We start from the raw sequence: 18,143 nt of genomic DNA on the forward strand, positions 1-18,143 counted from the left end.
GACGGTTTTTTATCTTAGGCTTCAGCCATTTCGCTGATATCGAAGACCTGACGCAGATAAGCCAGGAAGGTATCGTTATCGGTCATGGTTTTTCCTGGGCTGTCAGAAATTTTCGCCACAGACTGACGGTTACATTCCACCAGTTTCAGCACGATATTCAGTGGAGTCTGGCCCATATCATTGGTCAGGTTGGTGCCAATCCCGAAACTCACCTGGAAGCGATCTTTAAAGTACTGATGTAGTTTCCAGGCTTTTTCCAGATTCAGTCCATCACTAAACGTCAGCATTTTGGTTTTGCTGTCGATTTTCAGCTTCTTGTAATGGGCATAAGCCTTGTCGCCCCATTCATACGGGTCACCACTGTCATGACGCAGGCCATCAAACAGTTTGGCAAAGTACAGGTCAAAGTCACGCAGGAAGGCATCCATACCGACCACATCAGTCAGCGCGATCCCCAAGTCACCACGGTATTCCTGTACCCAGGTTTCCAGCGCTGCTTTCTGGAAATCTCGCAAACGGACGTCTAAAGCTTGGAACGCCTGCAGGAATTCATGTGCCATAGTACCGATTGGAGTAATACCTAATTCTTTGGCTAACAAGACATTACTGGTTCCACGAAACACATGCGGTGCAGCCTTGTTAAACTCTTCCACCACATGCTTTTGCCATTCGAAGCTGTAACGACGGCGGGTACCAAAATCCGAGACCAGGAATGGCGGATCATTCGGATCCTGTGCTGCATCGTACTGTTTTAGCAATTCAATCTTGGCTTTCAGGCGACGCTCGCCTTCTGTCAGCACGTCAGGCGTACGGATACGGCTGAAATAGAGTTCATTCACAATCGCCAGCACAAAGATTTCAAACATCATCGCCTGCACCATCGGACCTTCAACAGTAATATCCAGACGGCCTTCGCTGTCGATGCTGGCTTTGATAAAGCGGCGTTTCAGCTGGAACAGTTCCAGATAATCGACAAAGTCGCTTTTGATAAAGCGCATGCCACGCAGGTATTGCAGTTCATCTTCTTTAAATTTCAGCTGGCACAGCAAATCGAGCTGATGGTTGAGATCATCCAGAATATCAGTCAGTGGATAAACTGTATCTTCTAGGTTGCGGCAACGGAAATGGTACAGGCTGTGGGTTTGCGGAAACTTGTGCAAGACCACTTGTAACATGGTGAATTTATACAAGTCAGTATCAAGCAGGGATTGGATGATTGGCGCCATAACTTCAGAAATATCGCTGTGCTTATCTCTGCATTAAAGCATAAAACGGCTCGTAATATTGCAGGAATTACGTACAGCTAGGTGAAAATATCACGAAAAATTAAATGTAAAAAACAGCTTATTTATCTGCTTTTACTGAAAATTTCTTGGCTGTCTGAATGATTTTTTGTAGCTGTTTTTTCCTGGCCAATCACTTTGGCAAACTCAGCCATAGTCTTCGGTCCAGTCTGTTGAATCTCAATAAATGGAGTAAATTTTAAGCAGTATCCATCCACACCTTTTCTGCTGATCTTGTACAATGCAGGCAATTTTTTAGTTTTGAGTCAAATATGCGTGCATTGTTACAACGGGTACTTGAAGCCAAAGTCGTGGTCGAGGGTGAAACCACTGGCGAAATCCAGCATGGCATTCTGGTGTTTTTGGGGATTGGCAAAGAAGATACTCTGGAAAAAGGTCAGAAGCTGATTGATAAAATCTTGAAATACCGTTTCTTTGATGATGATCAAGGCAAAATGGGCTGGAACGTGACACAGGCTAATGGTGGAATTTTACTGGTGTCACAATTTACCCTGATGGCACAAACCCAGAAAGGCTTACGTCCCGATTTTGGACCAGCCATGCCACCTGCAGAAGCCAAAGCCATGTATGAGCAACTGGTGGACTATACCAAATCACAATTTCCAGCGGTTCAGACCGGCATTTTTGGCGCGGACATGAAAGTGCATCTGGTCAATGATGGACCGGTGACGTTTAATCTGGAAGTAGAATAAACAAATAAAAAAGCCCTCGGATTGAGTAATGCCAGTCAGTTAAGCAAATATTAGCAAAATGTAGTAAAAATGAGTGTATGTAAATACGCTCATTTTTTTATGTCTTTATCTGAACATTTAGAATCCACTCTTGAACATGCTCTCCCATCACTTAGCCATTTTTGTGAACTTATTGACTTAAATTGGATTGAAACATCTCTGCATCAAACAGGTAAGGCATCGATCAGAAGGAGAAAATTACCTGCTGAGCACGTGGTTTGGCTTGTTCTTGGGCTTGCCTTGTTTCGCAATCAACCCATCAGCTATGTGGTAGAACAATTAAAACTCGTGTTTGGTACAACAGATTATTGTGTTCCTAGTGCAGCTGTCCAAGCTCGACAACGTTTAGGTCGAGAACCCTTAGCCGCCTTATTCTCCTTAATCAGCCAAGCATGGTTTGATGAATCACAACAACAATATTCAACCTTTCAAGGTCTTAGTGTATGTGCTGTTGACGGGGTGGTTTGGTCTATGCCACTGACCAAGGAGAATTTTAATCATTTTGGCTCATCTAAAGGTAAAACTGCTGTAGCACCTTACCCACAAGTTAGAGCCACGTGTCTAGTGAATACCAATACTCATGAAATCATAGATGCCCAAATAGGCAGTATGGATCAAGGTGAACTCACATTAGCAAATCAATTATCTCCTCCAGCACAAAGTATTACTTTGTTTGATCGAGCTTATTTCTCTGCTGATTTTTTAATAGGCTGGCAAACACGTGGAGAATCAAGTCATTGGCTGATGCGAGCAAAAGATAATTTACGTTATGACATAATTAAACGGAATTCCCCACATGATTTTCATATCAGGATGCCAATATCAGCAAGAACCAAAAAACTTAATCCAGCATTAGGAGATTACTGGGAAGCACGTTTAATTGAAGTTGAGCAGGCAGGAAAAATCAGACGTTACATTACTTCATTATTAGATTCAAAGACATACCCACTTATAGCCTTGGCAAAGTTATATGCTCAGCGTTGGGAAATTGAAATGTGTTACCGAGAAATTAAAAGCAATTTACAGGAAGGTAAGCACTTAAGGAGCAAACAGCCAGACTTAATTTATCAAGAATTATGGGGTGTCTTGATTGCTTATAATGTTCTAAGAAGACAAATGAAATATATGGCTCAACGTGCCAAAGTAAGCCCGTTGAGGATCAGTTTTCATATTGCATCTATTGCCCTTCTTAATTTACTCAGATTCGACTCTTTGGCTTCTGCAGGTAATCTACCCAAACATCTGGAAAGTTTAATGGAGAAATCTAATCGGTATGTTATACCTGAGAGAAGAGTGAGGAGTTATCCAAGGGTTGTAAAAGGAAAACCTCAAAAATACCCAAGAAAAAGCCAGTCAATCTCTTAACTGACTGGCATTACTCGGATTGAGGGCTTTTGCTTTTAAAAAATCTTTCATCCTACCTTTTCTTTCTTCCTCTGGGAGAAACACAAAGAGGGTGTAAAAAGGATGAAAGATTTTTAATTTATTTACCAGTCTTTTCTTTAATAAACTGACGCACCAGTTTCACTTTTTCTTTGACTGGTTTTGGCAGTTTCGGTGGAATCATTTTCGCGACTTGGTTAAACCAAACCAGCAAACCAAAATCCCCTTCCATCTTGATACTGCCGTTTTGCATACCGGTCATAAACGCAGTCGGGTCACCTTTCATCAAGGTTTTTACACCCTGCTCGCTATCGGCAAACTGCAACACGAAATCTGCGGGTTCAGGATTGCCAGATACCGTATCGATCTGACCATTATTGACAATAATCTGGCGGGCAAAGCCTTCATCAGTACCGATCTGGATTCGGAACTGACGCTCATGCACCAGTTCAATAAATTTTGGGCTGGTACGTGCCAACTGCTTCATGCGCAAAGCCAGACCAGCCACCAGCAAATCCAGCGGGTCAGTGCTGACATCAACCAAAGGAAGTTTCACGACAGGAATCGAAGACAGTTTCATGCGTTATGCCTATTTTGTAATTGTACGAAAATTGACAGCTATCCTAGCATAAAATCTTGGCAGGTTAAGCATGCAGTTTGTTGATGTTGTTTAACAAAAAATGCACCCGAAGGTGCATTTGTTCTTTTTATTTTAAGTACTGTTAGCGGCTGGATAACTGCTGCTGGTCATCTTCATATACTGGTGTGTGCTCGATGCAGCGGCGCTTGGCGAGCAAGGCACGTTCAGCACGACGATCTTCGCGTAGCAGCAGCAGAGTGACAATCACCATGACACTGCTTAAAGACGCCAGATAAGCATAGGTCATTGGCAGTTCAAACAGGGTTTGTGTACCAAAACGAATAATTTCGATCAGTCCCCAGGTAAACATACCCGCTACCATAAAGCTCAGCCAGCGACGATAAGGTGAGAAGAACACAATAAGCACAGCAGCGGCTACCAGGCTCAGGCCTACAATTGTTGCTAAATTCGCTGTTACCATAACATCCCCTCCGTTCAACTGAAGCTGCTGCAGATGCAGTCTTTCTTTCAGCTGAAGTCGATAAAACCACCAAGTGGAACATACTGATTTGTTTGTCTATGCCAGCATTATGATGAGTTTTTTGACTAAAAAAAGTCCTTTTCTTTTACGGAACGACATATATTGTCGCGATATTATTTTGTCATTACATTTTTTGATTTTCGAGTTTTTGCAAAACATTTGTGTCATCGACGCTGGCGTGTCATTACAAAATCAACGCTGTTTTTTTGGACTAAAAAAATTATTTTTCCGTTTAAGATGATCGGTGTATTTCTATACAGGCTGCCCTGTTCATCTTTAAATCATTCTCAAATGGCATAAAAAAACGCAGCTCTTGGACTGCGTTTTTTAGTTTAAATCGATCTGAAATCAAGCACGGCTTAGGTCTTTGTCATGCACACCGAGCAGGTACAGCACCCCATCCAGACCCACGCTAGAAATCGCCTGATTGGCATTTTGGCGAACCAGTGGTTTAGCACGGAACGCGACTCCTAGGCCTGCAATTGACAGCATTGGCAGGTCGTTAGCCCCATCACCCACAGCAATGGTCTGTTCCATGGAAATGCCCATCTCTTCAGCAATGGTCATCAATAGATGTGCTTTACGTGCACCATCGACGATATGACCTTTGACTTCACCAGTGACAATACCATCCTGAACATCTAGGACGTTGGCGTGCACTTCATCAATTCCCAGTTTCGCTTGCAAATGCTCAGCAAAATACTGGAAGCCGCCAGACAGAATCGCTGTACGATAACCCAGTGCTTTTAAAGTCGAAATCAGGCGTTCTGCACCTTCACTTAAGGTTAGACGTTCAGCAATTTTTGGCAGTACCGATGCATCCATACCTTTCAGCAAGGCCACCCGTGCACGGAAGCTTTGCTGAAAGTCCAGCTCGCCCTGCATCGCGCGTTCAGTGATCTCAGCGACCTGTGCACCGACACCGGCTTCTTTGGCCAGCTCATCAATCACTTCCTGCTCGATCAGGGTGGAGTCCATATCGAAGCAAACCAGACGGCGGTTACGCCGATAGACATTGTCTTCCTGGACTGCCACATCAATGCCCAGTTCAGTTGACAGACGCAGACACGCAGTACGCATGGCAGTGGCATCCAGCATCTGGCCCTTCAGGCTAAACTGTACGCAGGCACGTTTCGGCCCAGCTTCAGCACCATCCAGTACCGGACGACCGGAGAGTCGGGTCACGGTTTCAATATTAAAGCCCTGGTTGGAGACGATCTGGGTCACCGCCTGCAGGTCAGAAGCCTTTAATTCTGGAGCCAATGCAGTCACGATATAGCGGGTCTGACCGCCTTCCTGCACCCATTGATTGTATTCTGCGACGGAGATTGGTTTAAAGCGCACTGTTAACCCGATTTCATGTGCTAGAATCAGGATTTCCTTCATCGCTAACGCGGTTGCAGTCTGGTCGTCCGAAGATACAACAATACCTAAGGTCAACTGGTTATGAATAACCGCTTGTCCTACATCCAGGATCTGTAAGGAATGAGCGGACAAAACCCGCATTAATCGTGTAAATTGATTAGGCTGGTCCGGTCCTAAAAATGAAATAAGAATGATTTCTCGCATGAATTGACTCGGGTCTGAGCTACAACTATTGTTAGAATCATAATCGAAATTGAACAGAATTGCCTTGGAAGTTTACGTTGAATGCGCCTAGACAAGGGCTATTTGCTAGCCTACTGATTATAAGTTTTGCCCTGCATACCTTCTTGCTGGTATTGGCAACGACTCACCAGCTGAATGAAAACCGTGCCAGTCAGGGTCAGCTGATGACCAGCCAACTGGTGACAGACAGCCTGGCCGAGCTTGATCCACCCAACCGGGTTTCACTGGCTTTGCTGGCAAACCGTTATGCCACCAACCCAAGTGTGGCGTCAATTCGTATTCTCGATTCAAATGCTCAAGTTTTAGCCACTGGTGGACTGACCAAAACCCGTGAAGGCGAAGTTTTTGTCCGTGATGCACAAGTCAACGAGAAAAAAGTCGGTTCAGTGGAAATTACCCTGATCGAACTCAGCATCGGTGAAATTCTGCGTACCCAATGGATGGCAATTCTGTTCTCGTTCATCATCCATGCATTGCTGTGGTTAGGCTATCGTGCCATCGCCCGCCCGAGCCGTAGTGAATATCTGGCACGGATTAACAATGAATCACGTCTGAAATTCGAGATTCAGACCTTGACTCAGGCACTGGAACAGGAAAAACATAATGCCGCACTGGCAATTGCCCAGGCACAGCAAGCCATTCAGCAAAAGCCAAAAGAAAAAACTTCCACCCCAGTGGCCGAGGAAAAAGATACCCTTTCCCTGAATATCCAGTTCTATGATCCTAAACAGCTACTGGATTCAGTGAATAAGACGGTTTCTGTGCCCTACTTTAACCTGTGCCAGATCTTCCTGAACAAGGCCACTGAACTGTGCGTACAGCATTACAAATTAAACAGCTCGGATATCCAGACCGTGCACAAGTTTGATGAAAAAGGTGCAACCTTAAGCATTGCTGCGGACAAACCGGATGCTCTTGCCTGCCTGACCCTAATCAGCTATGTATTCCAGCTGTTGTCTGAAGTGCTGTATAAACGCTACCGTGAAGACAAACGCTTTGTGCTGCAGACCCGTTGTGCAATTTCATCGAAAGTGGATGAAATGCAGTTGAACTCAACTCAAGCAGCGGAACGACTGGTACAGCAACTGGTGGCGCGTGAAAGCGCTGTGCATGTGCCAAATACCTTACTGAAAGAGATTGCCGATCACTATGAGCTGGTCAGCATGCCAAATCCAACCAATGTCCTCACTCGCCATGCGTTTGTCATGAACGGCATGGATGCAGAGATGGCGGAACTGGCGCAAAGCTTCCGAACCGATATCCTGAAATCAAAACAATCCAAAGCTTCTTAAGAAATTTAGATAACAAAAAGCCCGATTCAAGATCGGGCTTTTTTATGACTTATGGCTGCTGAGATTTGTTAGCTTGATCTGTTTCTGGCGGCTGTTTAGCTGCCCAATAGGTTGCCAAAGCAGGACCGGAAATATTGTGCCATAGGCTGAAAATGGCACTGGGTACTGCGGTAATCGGTGATGCAGTAAAATGAGCCGCCGCCAAAGCCACGCCCAGACCTGAGTTCTGCATACCGACTTCAATCGATACCGCACGGCAGTCAATTTCTTGTAATTTAAAGATACGGCTGGCCCAGTAACCCAGTAGATAGCCCATACCATTATGTAGTGCCACGATCCCGAGGATCATCAGACCCGATTCTAGAATCTGAGCTTTACTGCCAGCAATGATCGCTGCCACAATCGTGACAATGGCCACTACCGAAATCAAAGGCATCACCTGGATAGATGCATTGACTTTGGCTTTAAAAATCGCACGTACAATCAGACCGAGTAGAATCGGAAATAATACGATCTGTAAAATCGACACCAGCATCGATAGGGCATTGATTTCAAGCCATTGACTGGCCAAGAGATAAAAAATAGCAGGTGTCAGGATGGGTGCCAACAAGGTGGATACTGAAGTACATGCCACCGATAAAGCCGTATTGCCCTTAGCCATATAGGTAATCACATTCGATGCTGTCCCCCCCGGGCAGCAGCCCACCAGAATCACCCCGATGGCAATTTCTGCCGGAAGCTGGAACAAATGACAGAGCAGAAAAGCCAAACCCGGCATCACCACAAACTGGGCGAACACACCAATCAATACCGCTTTAGGACTTTGCAAGACGCTTTTAAAATCGGCCAGGGTCATAGTCATGCCCATCCCAAACATGATGATACCGAGCATCCATGGAATATAGGCTTTCAGCCAGACGAACGTCGCTGGCGAGGCAATGGCAAGCACCGCGAATACAATGACCCAAAGCGCAAAGGTTTTCTGAAAAAATTGGGTAAATCTAAATAATGCCGACATGTGGGGAGTCCATGGGTCATAAAAGAAATATGCCATGGCAATCCACGGCTATTGAATGCAGGCAACTTAACATGGCAAACCGCCTGCAAAATCTGGCTAAGACAAAAGGTTTAGGCCAGTTCTACGATATCTTTCATATAGATACGCTTTACACCCTTGGCCAGCATATCTTGCCAAGCATGCTGCAGCGAACCATTTAAGTCGATGCCTTTAGTGGCATCCGAAATCACAAAGGTCTTGAAACCGAGTTTACATGCATCCAGTGCGGTCCAGGCCACACAGAAGTCCGTCGCAATGCCGACAATAAACACAGTATCAATACCGCGCTCGCGCAGATAACCGGCCAGACCGGTCGTGGTTTTCTGGTCCGCTTCCATAAACGCTGAATAACTGTCAATCTGCTGATGGCAGCCTTTACGGATCACCAGCTGCGCATGCGGCAAATTCAAATCTGGATGCAGCTTGGCATCTTCCGTACCCTGTACGCAGTGACTTGGCCACAGCACCTGAGAACCATAATCCAGCTGAATCGTGTCATAAGGTGCCTTGCCTGCATGATTCTCGGCAAAAGAAATATGATTTGCTGGATGCCAGTCCTGGGTCAGCACCACATTGTCAAAATACTGTCCTAGTTGATTGATATTGGGAATAATCTGATCCGCATCTTTGACCGCCAGATTGCCACCCGGGGTAAAGCCTTTTTGTACATCCACAACAATCAACGCGGCGTTTTGCTGCATAAGTCCTCATTCCATGAAAATTTGATGATGGTCCAGCATAGCGAAAAAACCTGCACTTTTTTAGTCGCGACGATAAAAATAGAATGACTCATCATTCTGACAAAAGTCATAGTCAGACAACTGCTGACACAGCCGCTCGGCAAACCGTGGGTAGATCCGCGCCTTGCGTGGTGTAGATGCGTGAAAGTAGAAATAACGTAGCGGATGTTTGGCGAGATAGTGGCGTAAATGCTTTCGGCACTGAATCATCACAGCAAAGGCATTGATGTTCTGCCCAACATCATCCATACGGGCCTCATCTTCGAAATTTAGCCAGGCCTCTGAACTGAGCCGGACTTTGGGAACTGCTGCAGCAACCTTATGCAGCTGGATTTCATATTCGTGCAGGTAAAGATGGAATTCATGCTGGTCAATTTTAAACTGGGCGATTAATTGCTTTGCGCTCAACCCTTTCCTCCAGGCTTTATTATTTTTTACACAGCATTATGCCATTTTTTATTTTTAAAATAATGATTTAATAAATGTTTTGCGACTCAGCTTGTCGCATTGAAAACACATCATTCCAGCAATAAAAAAGCCTGCATCACGGCAGGCTTTTTTGGATATTCATTTCTTATTTTAAACTTTGGTACGGCTCACCAGGAACAGCATACATACCGCAGAGATCACGATACATGGAATCGCTGCCGAGATTACCCCTGCTGCACCAAAGCCTGCAGTCAGTAACTGACCCGCGATTGCAGGACCAAGCATTGCACCGATACGGCCAACAGCAGAAGCAACACCCACACCGGTACCACGCACTTCAGTTGGATACACGATACTACCGAAGGCATACAGTACGCCCTGACAGCCAATCACGAAGGCACCCGCCAATGCTGCTGCCATGTACATTTGCTCCAGTGAGCTTGCACCATTCAGCGCCAGCAGACCTGCCAGGATACCACCGTACATCAAGATGATGACATAGGCTTTTTTCAAGCGATCCGTCAGCATACCCAGAATCACAGTACCGATGGTTGCAGTCACCATGAAGTAGAACTGTGCAGTTGAACCATCTTTACGGGTGAAGCCCAGTTCCATAAACAGGGATGGCAACCAGCTTAGCATGATGTAAACCACCATCAGCGTGAAGAAGTAGCTCACCCAGATACATAGCGTACGTAACAGGTTGTCCGAGTTAAACAGATCCTTGAATGAACCTTTTGGTGAGGCTGCCAGTTCTGCCGCAGTTTTGTTTTGCGCTTTCAGGTATTCTTTCGACTCTGGCAGGCAAAGCATCATCAGTGGAATCACGATGAGAGGTAGCAAACCGCCCAGGTAGAATACATTTTTCCAGTTAGCGCCGAATTCAGTTGCCGCAATCAACGACAAAATCGCCGCACCAACGGGCATACCACAGTACATCAGGCCCACCGCACGACCACGATTTTTTGGAGCAACGGCTTCAGATGCCAGGGTAATCAGGATTGGCATCGCACCACCCAGACCCGCACCTGCCAGGAAACGCACTGCCAGCAAGCTGTGAAAGCTGTTCACCCAAACGGTACATAAGGTGAATAGAGCGAAAACCCCTGTAGACCAGATCAAGACTTTCTTACGGCCAATTCGATCCGCAAATCGACCGCCGACCAGTGCACCAGGTAATAAACCCAGAATCCCTGCACTGAAAAACACCCCCAATTGCGAGCTATCGAGACCAAAATGCTCACGAATACCCGCTGCCGCAATCCCTGCAGCCTGAATATCTAAGCCTTCAATCACGGCGATCAGGAAACAGATCCCGACCGTGATTATCGCGTGCTTGTTGTCTGATTTTTCCATTGGAATATCCTTGTTCAATCAGCGTTCAAAATTAAAGTCGCCATCATCGCTAAGACCGAAGTCGGATTTAACTACCAATAAGTTGAACATTTTTGTAGGATTTCTCTGGACAAACCCAAATGTTATTACTTTTCTTCTCAATCACAGAAAGTCGAAAAAACAATTAGTCCAGTCATGAAAAATTTTGTGTTCATCGCTTTAGCAGTGATAAATCAATCTTAAAAATCCAACATTCAATCAATAAACCTATTTTAATTAATATCTAAAAAGAATTAATTGATTATTTTTATCTAACTTTTGGCGATAAATTCACTTTTTATTTCTATATATTTTAGCTCTTATCTCATTCTTTATTACTCTAAACAACAACTAAGACACTGTATTTAAAATAAATTATTCCTATAAACACATTTCTTTATATCTGCTGTACCAAGAGATATGTTCCTCAACCAGACCATTGAGAAAATCCTCACCAAAGAAATCATTATAAAATTCATTCTTTTTAGTGATTGCTTGTTCAGCCAGAGCTTTGTATAAAGAATTGCACCACTTTGGCGAAAGCATATTGTTCTTATGCAGCCGATCGGTCATAATTTGCATACGCAATATTCAATTCAACGCAAGTATATTGAATTTGCTACAAATCAAAACAAACCCATCCAGCTTTATGTTTTCTCATTCTCTTCGGATGGACAAATAGGATAGTTTTTCAAAATGACTCAGCAAGCACAGACCATTCAGGGTTCCATTGTCGCACTCGTCACCCCCATGTTTGAAGATGGCAGCGTAGATTGGAAGGGTCTCGAGAAGCTGGTTGAGTGGCATATTGCAGAAGGTACTAACAGCATCGTGGCTGTCGGTACGACTGGTGAAGCATCAACGCTCAGCATGAGCGAACACACCCAGGTGATCAAAGAAATCATCCGTGTTGCAAACAAACGTATTCCGATTATTGCCGGTACGGGTGCAAACTCGACTCGTGAAGCGATCGAGCTGACTCAGGAAGCCAAAGACCTGGGCGCAGATGCTGCCCTGCTGGTGACCCCATACTATAACAAGCCAACTCAGGAAGGCTTGTACCAGCACTATAAAGCCATTGCTGAAGCGGTTGATCTGCCACAAATTCTATATAACGTACCAGGCCGTACTGGCGTAGATATGGCAAATGAAACCGTGATCCGTCTGGCTGATATTCCACAAATCGTCGGAATCAAAGATGCGACTGGGGATGTAGAACGTGGTGCAGCCCTGATTGCTGGCCTGCAAGGCAAAGACATGACCGTGTATTCAGGCGATGATGCAACTGCATATCAATTGATGGCACATGGCGCGAAAGGCAACATTTCGGTGACTGCAAACGTTGTACCGAAAATCATGAGCGAAGTTTGTGCTGCTGCCCTTGCTGGTAATGCAGCATTAGCAGAACAGATGAATGCTCAGGTTGCAAATTTACACAATATTTTATTTTGCGAATCCAACCCGATTCCTGTGAAATGGGCGTTACATGACATGGGTCTGATCGGTACTGGTATTCGCTTGCCACTGACTCCACTTGCAGAACAATATCGCGCACCGCTGCATGAAGCACTTGCTGCTGCGGGCGTTATTCAATAAGAGCACAAGATTATGCAATTACGTTTAGGACTTATCCTTGCCCTTTCAGCAATCAGTTTAGCGGGTTGTAGTACCTTTAAAAACGGGACTTTGGACTACAAAAACACCACCACGCTAGATCCTTTGCAATATCCGGAAGGTGCCATGGTTCGTCCTGCAACGCCATTGTATCCTGCTCCGACAGTGGATCCGCTTGCGATTGAGCATGCACCGAAGCTGGAAAACGAGCGTGGTACGCGTTTTGCCCTGCCACGCCCAGCAACAGAAGCTGTTCGTTCAAATCAAGCAGATGAAACTGTTACAGAAATTAGCGGAAAACCACAGCTAGTCATGGACGGAAATCAAAATCCGTTGCTCAAAATCGATGGAAATCCTGCTACAATATGGCAATACACTCTTGCCACGCTCAGCAGCCTTAACCATTCCATCGTTGGTCAAAGCAAGGATCGTTACCAGGTAACGATCAAGGTCGATCAGCAGACCTATGTTTTAAGACTCTCTCCTGCAGGTTCGAGTAACACCCTGGCTGTGTTTAATCCAGATAACAGTTTTGCCGACCGTGAACAGGCAGCAGAACTGTTAAATCAGATTTACCAAAATTGGCCAGCCTAGACATTTTCTAGGCATTTTTTTTTGTAGAAGGTTCCCTCATGTTAAAACAAACCTTGCTCTATACTGGTAAAGCGAAATCTGTCTATACCACAGACAGTGAAGACCACCTGATTTTAGTTTTTCGTGACGATGCGTCCGCATTCAATGGCGAAAAAATCGAACAACTGGATCGTAAAGGTAAGGTGAATAACCGTTTTAACGCCTTCATTATGGAGAAACTGGCTGCTGCTGGCATCGAGACTCACTTTGAGAAACTGCTGTCACCAACTGAAGTTCTGGTGAAAAAACTCAAAATGATTCCAGTAGAATGTGTGGTTCGTAACTATGCTGCAGGTTCTTTATGCCGTCGTCTTGGTGTAGAAGAAGGTAAAGAGTTAACTCCTCCTACATTCGAATTGTTCTTCAAAGATGATGCGCTGGGCGATCCAATGGTGAACGAATCTCAAGCAATTGCTTTGGGTTGGGCGACCGCTGAACAGCTGGCAAAAATGAAAGAACTGACTTACCAAGTGAACGAAGTGCTTAAAGCATTATTCGAAGCGGGCAATATGCTTCTAGTTGACTTTAAACTTGAATTTGGTGTGTTCCACGACCGTATCGTACTGGGTGATGAATTCTCTCCAGATGGTTGCCGTCTATGGGATAAAGACACCAAGAAAAAACTGGATAAAGACCGTTTCCGCCAAGGCCTAGGTGGTGTGGTTGAAGCTTATGAAGAAGTTGCTGCACGTATCGGCATCGATCTTTCTGACATCTAATCTATTTCTTAAATAGATTCAAAAAGCCGGGCTTAGTGCTCGGTTTTTTATTGTTTGTTCAATAATCGAAAAAATAAATTTTCTTAATGAAAAACACCGTTTTTACAACGTTCGGTAAAATATTTAAAATAACTTCCATACCGGGTAAGCTACTGACACTCAGCTCTCCACCAGTAGATTGCCAACCAGATTCTTTTCTACCCTCTAGGATGTATCTCCCCCAAGAACATCCTATTTTTGGCCCGGTTCTCCCAGAACTGGGCTTTTTTTTGCCAATAATTCAGATGATTAAATGCTTAGCTTGGGTTACTTGAATTCTGTCAAAATAAAATGATCAACCTACTTTAACACCCGACTTCTTGATCTTTTCGGTAAAGGAGAATTATTTTTTCCTTCCAATCCTCCATAAAAAATACCGGCCCAATTGAACCGGTATTTTTGACCATTCATTCTATTATTGCTGCTGTTGTGCCTGCTGCCAGCGACGCTGCTGTAAGCGTTCTGCTTCGACTTCACGTTTGTTACGCGCGGACTCATACAGCTTGGTGCCTTTCAGCTCCGGTGGCAGATAGTCTTGCAAAACAAAGTGTTCCGGATAATTGTGCGGATACAGATAATCCACCCCATAACCCTGTTCTTTCATCAGCTTGGTTGGCGCATTGCGCAAATGCAGCGGCACTGGCAAGTGGGAAGTTTTATCTGCCAGCTCCAGTGCTTTGTTAATCGCCAGATAGGTACTATTACTCTTGGCACTGGTCGCCAGATAAACAGCACATTGACCGAGAATAATCCGGCATTCCGGCATACCAATCGCCTGTACCGCACGGAAACATTCTCCAGCTAAGAGCAAGGCATTCGGGTTGGAATTGCCTATATCTTCTGAAGCAGCAATCAACATACGGCGTGCAATAAAGACCGGATCTTCACCGCCTTTCAGCATACGTGCCATCCAGTACAGCGCTGCATCCGGATCACTCCCACGAATGGATTTAATAAATGCTGAAACCAGATCATAGTGTTGCTCACCCGACTTGTCATAACGGGCAATATTCTGCTGCGCGACTTTCACCACCACGGCATTGGTGATGATATTTTCCATATCCGGTTCAAAGGTGCTGGCGACCAGATCCAGCAGATTGAGTGCCTTACGGGCATCCCCTGCGGCGAACTGGATCAGTGCATCAAATTCCTCAATCTGGATATAACGTTCTTTCAGGAAATCATCGCGTTGTACGGCCTGAGTGAGCAAGGTCTGAATCGCCTCATTACTCAGGGCATTCAGGGTATAAACCTGACAGCGAGACAACAAGGCACTGTTGACTTCAAAGGACGGATTTTCTGTGGTCGCACCGATCAGGGTAATTTTGCCCTTCTCGACCGCATTCAGCAGCGCATCCTGCTGGGATTTGTTAAAGCGGTGAATTTCATCAATAAAGACGACAGGTGTCAGCAGATCGCCCCCTTCGGCAATCACTTCACGTAGCTCTTTGACCCCGGTATTCAATGCCGACAGACTAACAAAAGGACGGTCTACCGCCTGCGCCAATAACAAGGCAATCGTAGTTTTACCTACGCCTGGCGGCCCCCAGAAAATAATCGAAGGCAAATGTCCCTGATCAATCATCTGGCGCAATGGCGCATTTTCACCCAACAGGTGATCCTGTCCGATAATTTCCCTGAGGTCACGTGGCCTCAAACGTTCAGGAAGAGGAATATGGCTGTCTGACATTTTATTATTGGCTCACATTGAATCTGTCTGCATTCTAGCATCCGTGATCCGGATTCCACAGATGCAGTTGCAGGGTATTCAGTTATCAAAAAATAATATCCTTATGCTTTTTATCATTTCTTTGGAATTAATTCTTGCAACTTCATACAAATTTGATCATATTCTGTATGACAGCACTCATGCTGAAATATTATTCTTTTATTCTAATAATAGATAACTGATCTGGAGTCGGGTCAAATTAAAAGTCTGTATCGGTGAATACATGGAATTTGATAAGCAAAATCTGGACGCTTTCACACGATTTGAATCGCCGGACTCCTTCTATTCGAATACGTCCTCTTCTACACCTGAAGAGCTGTCTTTGATTCAACAATTTGCTGATGCACTGCCCCATCCGGTCTGGGTACAAACTCAAAATAATGAGGCCTATTTCAATCAGGCCATGACCGACTATCTGGGCATCGACCTGAATCAGCATGGCAGTGAAAAATGGCAACAGTTTATCCATCCTGATGATTTAAATAACTTTACCCAGGAATGGCATGCCGCGCTGAATGTGCGCCAGAATATCGAAATCCAGAGCCGTATCCGTAAACCAGACAACTCCTATCGCATGTGCCTACTCAGCATGAAGTTTCATCATGCCGTGCAAAGCCCCCTGTATTGGGCGATTAGTCTGACTGATATTCACGATTATTTTGAAATCCAGCAGCAGTTATCGCAGATGATCACTGCCCAGAAAAATATGCTGGATGCCAGTTTGGACTGTATCAAGATCATTACCCCAGATGGCAAGCTGAGCCACGTCAACCGTTCCGGCCGACAAGCCTTAGGATTGTCGGAAAATGAACATGAATTTGGCATGCCTTGGCTGGATCTTTTGCCACCTGAAGTCCGTGCTTCGGGTAAACGCGCGCTGAAACGTGCGTCACAAGGCCTGAATGCCCGTTTTTCCGGTAAAAGCCAACTAGATGATCAGGAACCTGAGTATTGGGACAACCTGCTGACACCAATGATGGATGAGCATAATGTGCCGCAGCAGATTCTGTGCGTATCCCGTAATATTAGCCAGCAGCGTCAGGCTGAAACCCGCCTGAAAGCCATCATGGAACGCGATGAGCTGACCGGACTGTATAACCGACGCACCTTCTATAAATTCTTTAAACGTACTCTTTACAAAGCCCAGCAACAACAAGGTCAGGTTGGCCTGCTGCTGATCGACCTGGATTATTTCAAGCACGTGAATGACACCCTCGGTCATATTGCCGGAGACCATCTGCTGCATGTGCTGGGTGAGCGTTTCCAGAAAAATCTGGATCCTGAAGCGATTGTGTCACGCCTTGGCGGCGATGAATTTGCCGTACTGGTACCGAATATTCAGGATGAATCAAGACTCATCGACGTGGCCAAGCAGGTCTGCCAGCAGATTGAACAGCCGATCAAATATGCCGGTAGAAGCATTAATGGTGGCATCAGCGTCGGTGGCGCGATCTACCCTCGGGATGCCAATAACAGTTCCAACCTGCTGAAATGTGCCGATATCGCACTGAATGACCTGAAAAGCAGTGGTCGCGGTGGCATCCGCATGTTTAGTCAGGAAATGTTTGAGTCCCTGGACAAAATGACCCGCCAGCTGATTCTGGCACGCAAGATTATCAATTCTGACCAGATTGTGCCGTACTATCAGCCGAAAGTGCGTCTCTCTGACGGCGCCGTGATTGGTTTTGAAGCATTACTGCGTTGGCAAGACCAGAAGCACCAGATTCAGCTACCTTCACATATATTCTCAGCTTTCCAGGACTATGAACTGGCGTCACGCATCAGTGAAACTATGCAGTTGAAAGTGTTTGAGGATATGACGCGCTGGCAGCAGCAAGGTTTGGCAATCCTGCCGATTTCCATTAATGCTGCACCGGTGGAATTCCTGCGTGATGATTATGCTGAAAAGCTATTAGAACGCCTGTCGCGCTTTGATATTCCAGCCGATAAAGTTGAACTGGAAATTACCGAGCAGAGCCTGTCTGAACGCGGTGCCAATTATGTTATCCGCGCCCTGACTCTGCTCAAAGAAGCTGGGATTAATATTTCACTGGATGACTTTGGCACCGGGCATTCGTCCCTGACCCGTCTACAGGAGTACCCGGTAGACTGCATCAAGATCGACCGTAACTTTGTGATGCGACTGAATACCGACCCATCTGCACTGGCGATTGTCAAAGCCATTACCCAGATCGGCTCCAGTATTAAACTGGATGTGCTGGTGGAAGGGATTGAAAATAACGAGCAGTTATCGACGCTGATCACCTGTGACTGTCAGATTGGACAAGGCTTCTATTTCTATCGACCAATGTCTGGTGAGGCGGCGCAGCAATTACTGCAAAGTGAAAGTGCAGCCTAAATCTGTTTAAG

16 protein-coding genes are annotated in these 18,143 nt (G+C 45.4%); 7 read left to right on the forward strand and 9 right to left on the reverse strand.

Translation table 11 applies throughout. The features are described 5' to 3' along the window. Positions 1-14: 14 nt before the first annotated feature. Positions 15-1,226, reverse strand: a complete 1,212-nt coding sequence (pncB, locus tag ABEF84_RS14880; protein WP_034586160.1) for a nicotinate phosphoribosyltransferase — start codon at positions 1,224-1,226, stop codon at positions 15-17. Positions 1,227-1,555: 329 nt separating this feature from the next. On the opposite strand from pncB, the gene dtd reads away from it, so the two are divergent. Both dtd and ABEF84_RS14890 read left to right on the forward strand, forming a co-directional pair. After that, a complete protein-coding gene (gene dtd / locus ABEF84_RS14885; protein WP_034586157.1) occupies positions 1,556-1,996 on the forward strand; it encodes a D-aminoacyl-tRNA deacylase in 441 nt (146 codons plus the stop codon). Positions 1,997-2,095: 99 nt separating this feature from the next. Beyond that, entirely contained in the window at positions 2,096-3,400 is a 1,305-nt protein-coding gene (locus tag ABEF84_RS14890; protein ID WP_347464168.1) for an IS4 family transposase, read from the forward strand. Between the two features lie 118 nt (positions 3,401-3,518). Here ABEF84_RS14890 and ABEF84_RS14895 read toward each other — a convergent pair whose 3' ends face one another. The 3 genes from ABEF84_RS14895 to serB all read right to left on the reverse strand — a co-directional run bounded on the left by ABEF84_RS14895 (position 3,519) and on the right by serB (position 6,108). Then, the gene (locus ABEF84_RS14895; RefSeq protein ID WP_034586155.1) at positions 3,519-3,998 is read right to left on the reverse strand and encodes an SCP-2 sterol transfer family protein; all 480 of its coding nucleotides are present in this window, start codon (positions 3,996-3,998) and stop codon (positions 3,519-3,521) included. A gap of 142 nt (positions 3,999-4,140) precedes the next feature. Next, a complete protein-coding gene (gene aciT / locus ABEF84_RS14900; protein WP_034586151.1) occupies positions 4,141-4,479 on the reverse strand; it encodes a ciprofloxacin tolerance protein AciT in 339 nt (112 codons plus the stop codon). A gap of 408 nt (positions 4,480-4,887) precedes the next feature. Further along, entirely contained in the window at positions 4,888-6,108 is a 1,221-nt protein-coding gene (gene serB, locus ABEF84_RS14905) for a phosphoserine phosphatase SerB (RefSeq protein ID WP_034586148.1), read from the reverse strand. Positions 6,109-6,185: 77 nt separating this feature from the next. Here serB and ABEF84_RS14910 point away from each other — a divergent pair, with 77 nt between their 5' ends. Then, complete coding sequence (locus ABEF84_RS14910) at positions 6,186-7,439, forward strand: hypothetical protein (protein WP_034586145.1); 1,254 nt, start codon at positions 6,186-6,188, stop codon at positions 7,437-7,439. A 49-nt stretch (positions 7,440-7,488) separates the two neighbouring features. On the opposite strand, the gene ABEF84_RS14915 is transcribed toward ABEF84_RS14910, so the two are convergent. The 4 genes from ABEF84_RS14915 to mhpT all read right to left on the reverse strand — a co-directional run bounded on the left by ABEF84_RS14915 (position 7,489) and on the right by mhpT (position 11,021). Next, a complete protein-coding gene (locus tag ABEF84_RS14915) occupies positions 7,489-8,457 on the reverse strand; it encodes a bile acid:sodium symporter family protein (protein WP_034586142.1) in 969 nt (322 codons plus the stop codon). 110 nt (positions 8,458-8,567) lie between these two features. Beyond that, positions 8,568-9,197, reverse strand: coding sequence for a bifunctional nicotinamidase/pyrazinamidase (gene pncA, locus ABEF84_RS14920; RefSeq protein ID WP_034586139.1), 630 nt, complete (start codon positions 9,195-9,197; stop codon positions 8,568-8,570). 60 nt (positions 9,198-9,257) lie between these two features. Beyond that, positions 9,258-9,644, reverse strand: a complete 387-nt coding sequence (locus ABEF84_RS14925) for a hypothetical protein (RefSeq protein WP_034586136.1) — start codon at positions 9,642-9,644, stop codon at positions 9,258-9,260. Positions 9,645-9,815: 171 nt separating this feature from the next. Then, a complete protein-coding gene (gene mhpT / locus ABEF84_RS14930; RefSeq protein WP_034586133.1) occupies positions 9,816-11,021 on the reverse strand; it encodes a 3-(3-hydroxy-phenyl)propionate transporter MhpT in 1,206 nt (401 codons plus the stop codon). Positions 11,022-11,735: 714 nt separating this feature from the next. Between mhpT and dapA the strand changes: the two genes are divergently transcribed. From dapA to purC, 3 genes are read left to right on the forward strand one after another with little or no spacing between them, the layout of a single operon-like run. Next, positions 11,736-12,635: a 4-hydroxy-tetrahydrodipicolinate synthase gene (gene dapA / locus ABEF84_RS14935; RefSeq protein WP_034586127.1), complete on the forward strand. Its 900-nt coding sequence runs from the start codon at positions 11,736-11,738 to the stop codon at positions 12,633-12,635. A gap of 12 nt (positions 12,636-12,647) precedes the next feature. Then, entirely contained in the window at positions 12,648-13,247 is a 600-nt protein-coding gene (locus tag ABEF84_RS14940) for a lipoprotein-34 precursor (NlpB) (protein ID WP_034586125.1), read from the forward strand. A gap of 38 nt (positions 13,248-13,285) precedes the next feature. Then, on the forward strand, positions 13,286-14,005 hold the full coding sequence (purC, locus tag ABEF84_RS14945) for a phosphoribosylaminoimidazolesuccinocarboxamide synthase (protein WP_034586124.1): 720 nt from the start codon (positions 13,286-13,288) through the stop codon (positions 14,003-14,005). Between the two features lie 454 nt (positions 14,006-14,459). On the opposite strand, the gene ABEF84_RS14950 is transcribed toward purC, so the two are convergent. Further along, positions 14,460-15,734 (reverse strand): replication-associated recombination protein A, encoded by a 1,275-nt coding sequence (locus tag ABEF84_RS14950; RefSeq protein ID WP_034586122.1) that lies wholly within the window; start codon positions 15,732-15,734, stop codon positions 14,460-14,462. Positions 15,735-15,996: 262 nt separating this feature from the next. On the opposite strand from ABEF84_RS14950, the gene ABEF84_RS14955 reads away from it, so the two are divergent. Continuing rightward, the gene (locus ABEF84_RS14955; protein WP_347453316.1) at positions 15,997-18,132 is read left to right on the forward strand and encodes an EAL domain-containing protein; all 2,136 of its coding nucleotides are present in this window, start codon (positions 15,997-15,999) and stop codon (positions 18,130-18,132) included. Positions 18,133-18,143 lie beyond the last annotated feature (11 nt).

This window comes from Acinetobacter sp. ANC 7912 (assembly GCF_039862785.1).
In the GTDB taxonomy this organism is placed as follows: Bacteria; Pseudomonadota; Gammaproteobacteria; order Pseudomonadales; family Moraxellaceae; genus Acinetobacter; species Acinetobacter thermotolerans.

What these genes read in the sequence shown, in the direction of transcription:
- aciT (WP_034586151.1), bottom strand. Translation starts at nt 4,479, where the DNA reads ATGGTAACAGCGAATTTAGCAACAATTGTAGGCCTGAGCCTGGTAGCC.
- pncA (WP_034586139.1), bottom strand. Translation starts at nt 9,197, where the DNA reads ATGCAGCAAAACGCCGCGTTGATTGTTGTGGATGTACAAAAAGGCTTT.
- purC (WP_034586124.1), top strand. Translation starts at nt 13,286, where the DNA reads ATGTTAAAACAAACCTTGCTCTATACTGGTAAAGCGAAATCTGTCTAT.
- serB (WP_034586148.1), bottom strand. Translation starts at nt 6,108, where the DNA reads ATGCGAGAAATCATTCTTATTTCATTTTTAGGACCGGACCAGCCTAAT.
- ABEF84_RS14950 (WP_034586122.1), bottom strand. Translation starts at nt 15,734, where the DNA reads ATGTCAGACAGCCATATTCCTCTTCCTGAACGTTTGAGGCCACGTGAC.
- ABEF84_RS14955 (WP_347453316.1), top strand. Translation starts at nt 15,997, where the DNA reads ATGGAATTTGATAAGCAAAATCTGGACGCTTTCACACGATTTGAATCG.
- ABEF84_RS14915 (WP_034586142.1), bottom strand. Translation starts at nt 8,457, where the DNA reads ATGTCGGCATTATTTAGATTTACCCAATTTTTTCAGAAAACCTTTGCG.
- ABEF84_RS14895 (WP_034586155.1), bottom strand. Translation starts at nt 3,998, where the DNA reads ATGAAACTGTCTTCGATTCCTGTCGTGAAACTTCCTTTGGTTGATGTC.
- mhpT (WP_034586133.1), bottom strand. Translation starts at nt 11,021, where the DNA reads ATGGAAAAATCAGACAACAAGCACGCGATAATCACGGTCGGGATCTGT.
- pncB (WP_034586160.1), bottom strand. Translation starts at nt 1,226, where the DNA reads ATGGCGCCAATCATCCAATCCCTGCTTGATACTGACTTGTATAAATTC.
- dapA (WP_034586127.1), top strand. Translation starts at nt 11,736, where the DNA reads ATGACTCAGCAAGCACAGACCATTCAGGGTTCCATTGTCGCACTCGTC.
- ABEF84_RS14890 (WP_347464168.1), top strand. Translation starts at nt 2,096, where the DNA reads ATGTCTTTATCTGAACATTTAGAATCCACTCTTGAACATGCTCTCCCA.
- ABEF84_RS14940 (WP_034586125.1), top strand. Translation starts at nt 12,648, where the DNA reads ATGCAATTACGTTTAGGACTTATCCTTGCCCTTTCAGCAATCAGTTTA.
- dtd (WP_034586157.1), top strand. Translation starts at nt 1,556, where the DNA reads ATGCGTGCATTGTTACAACGGGTACTTGAAGCCAAAGTCGTGGTCGAG.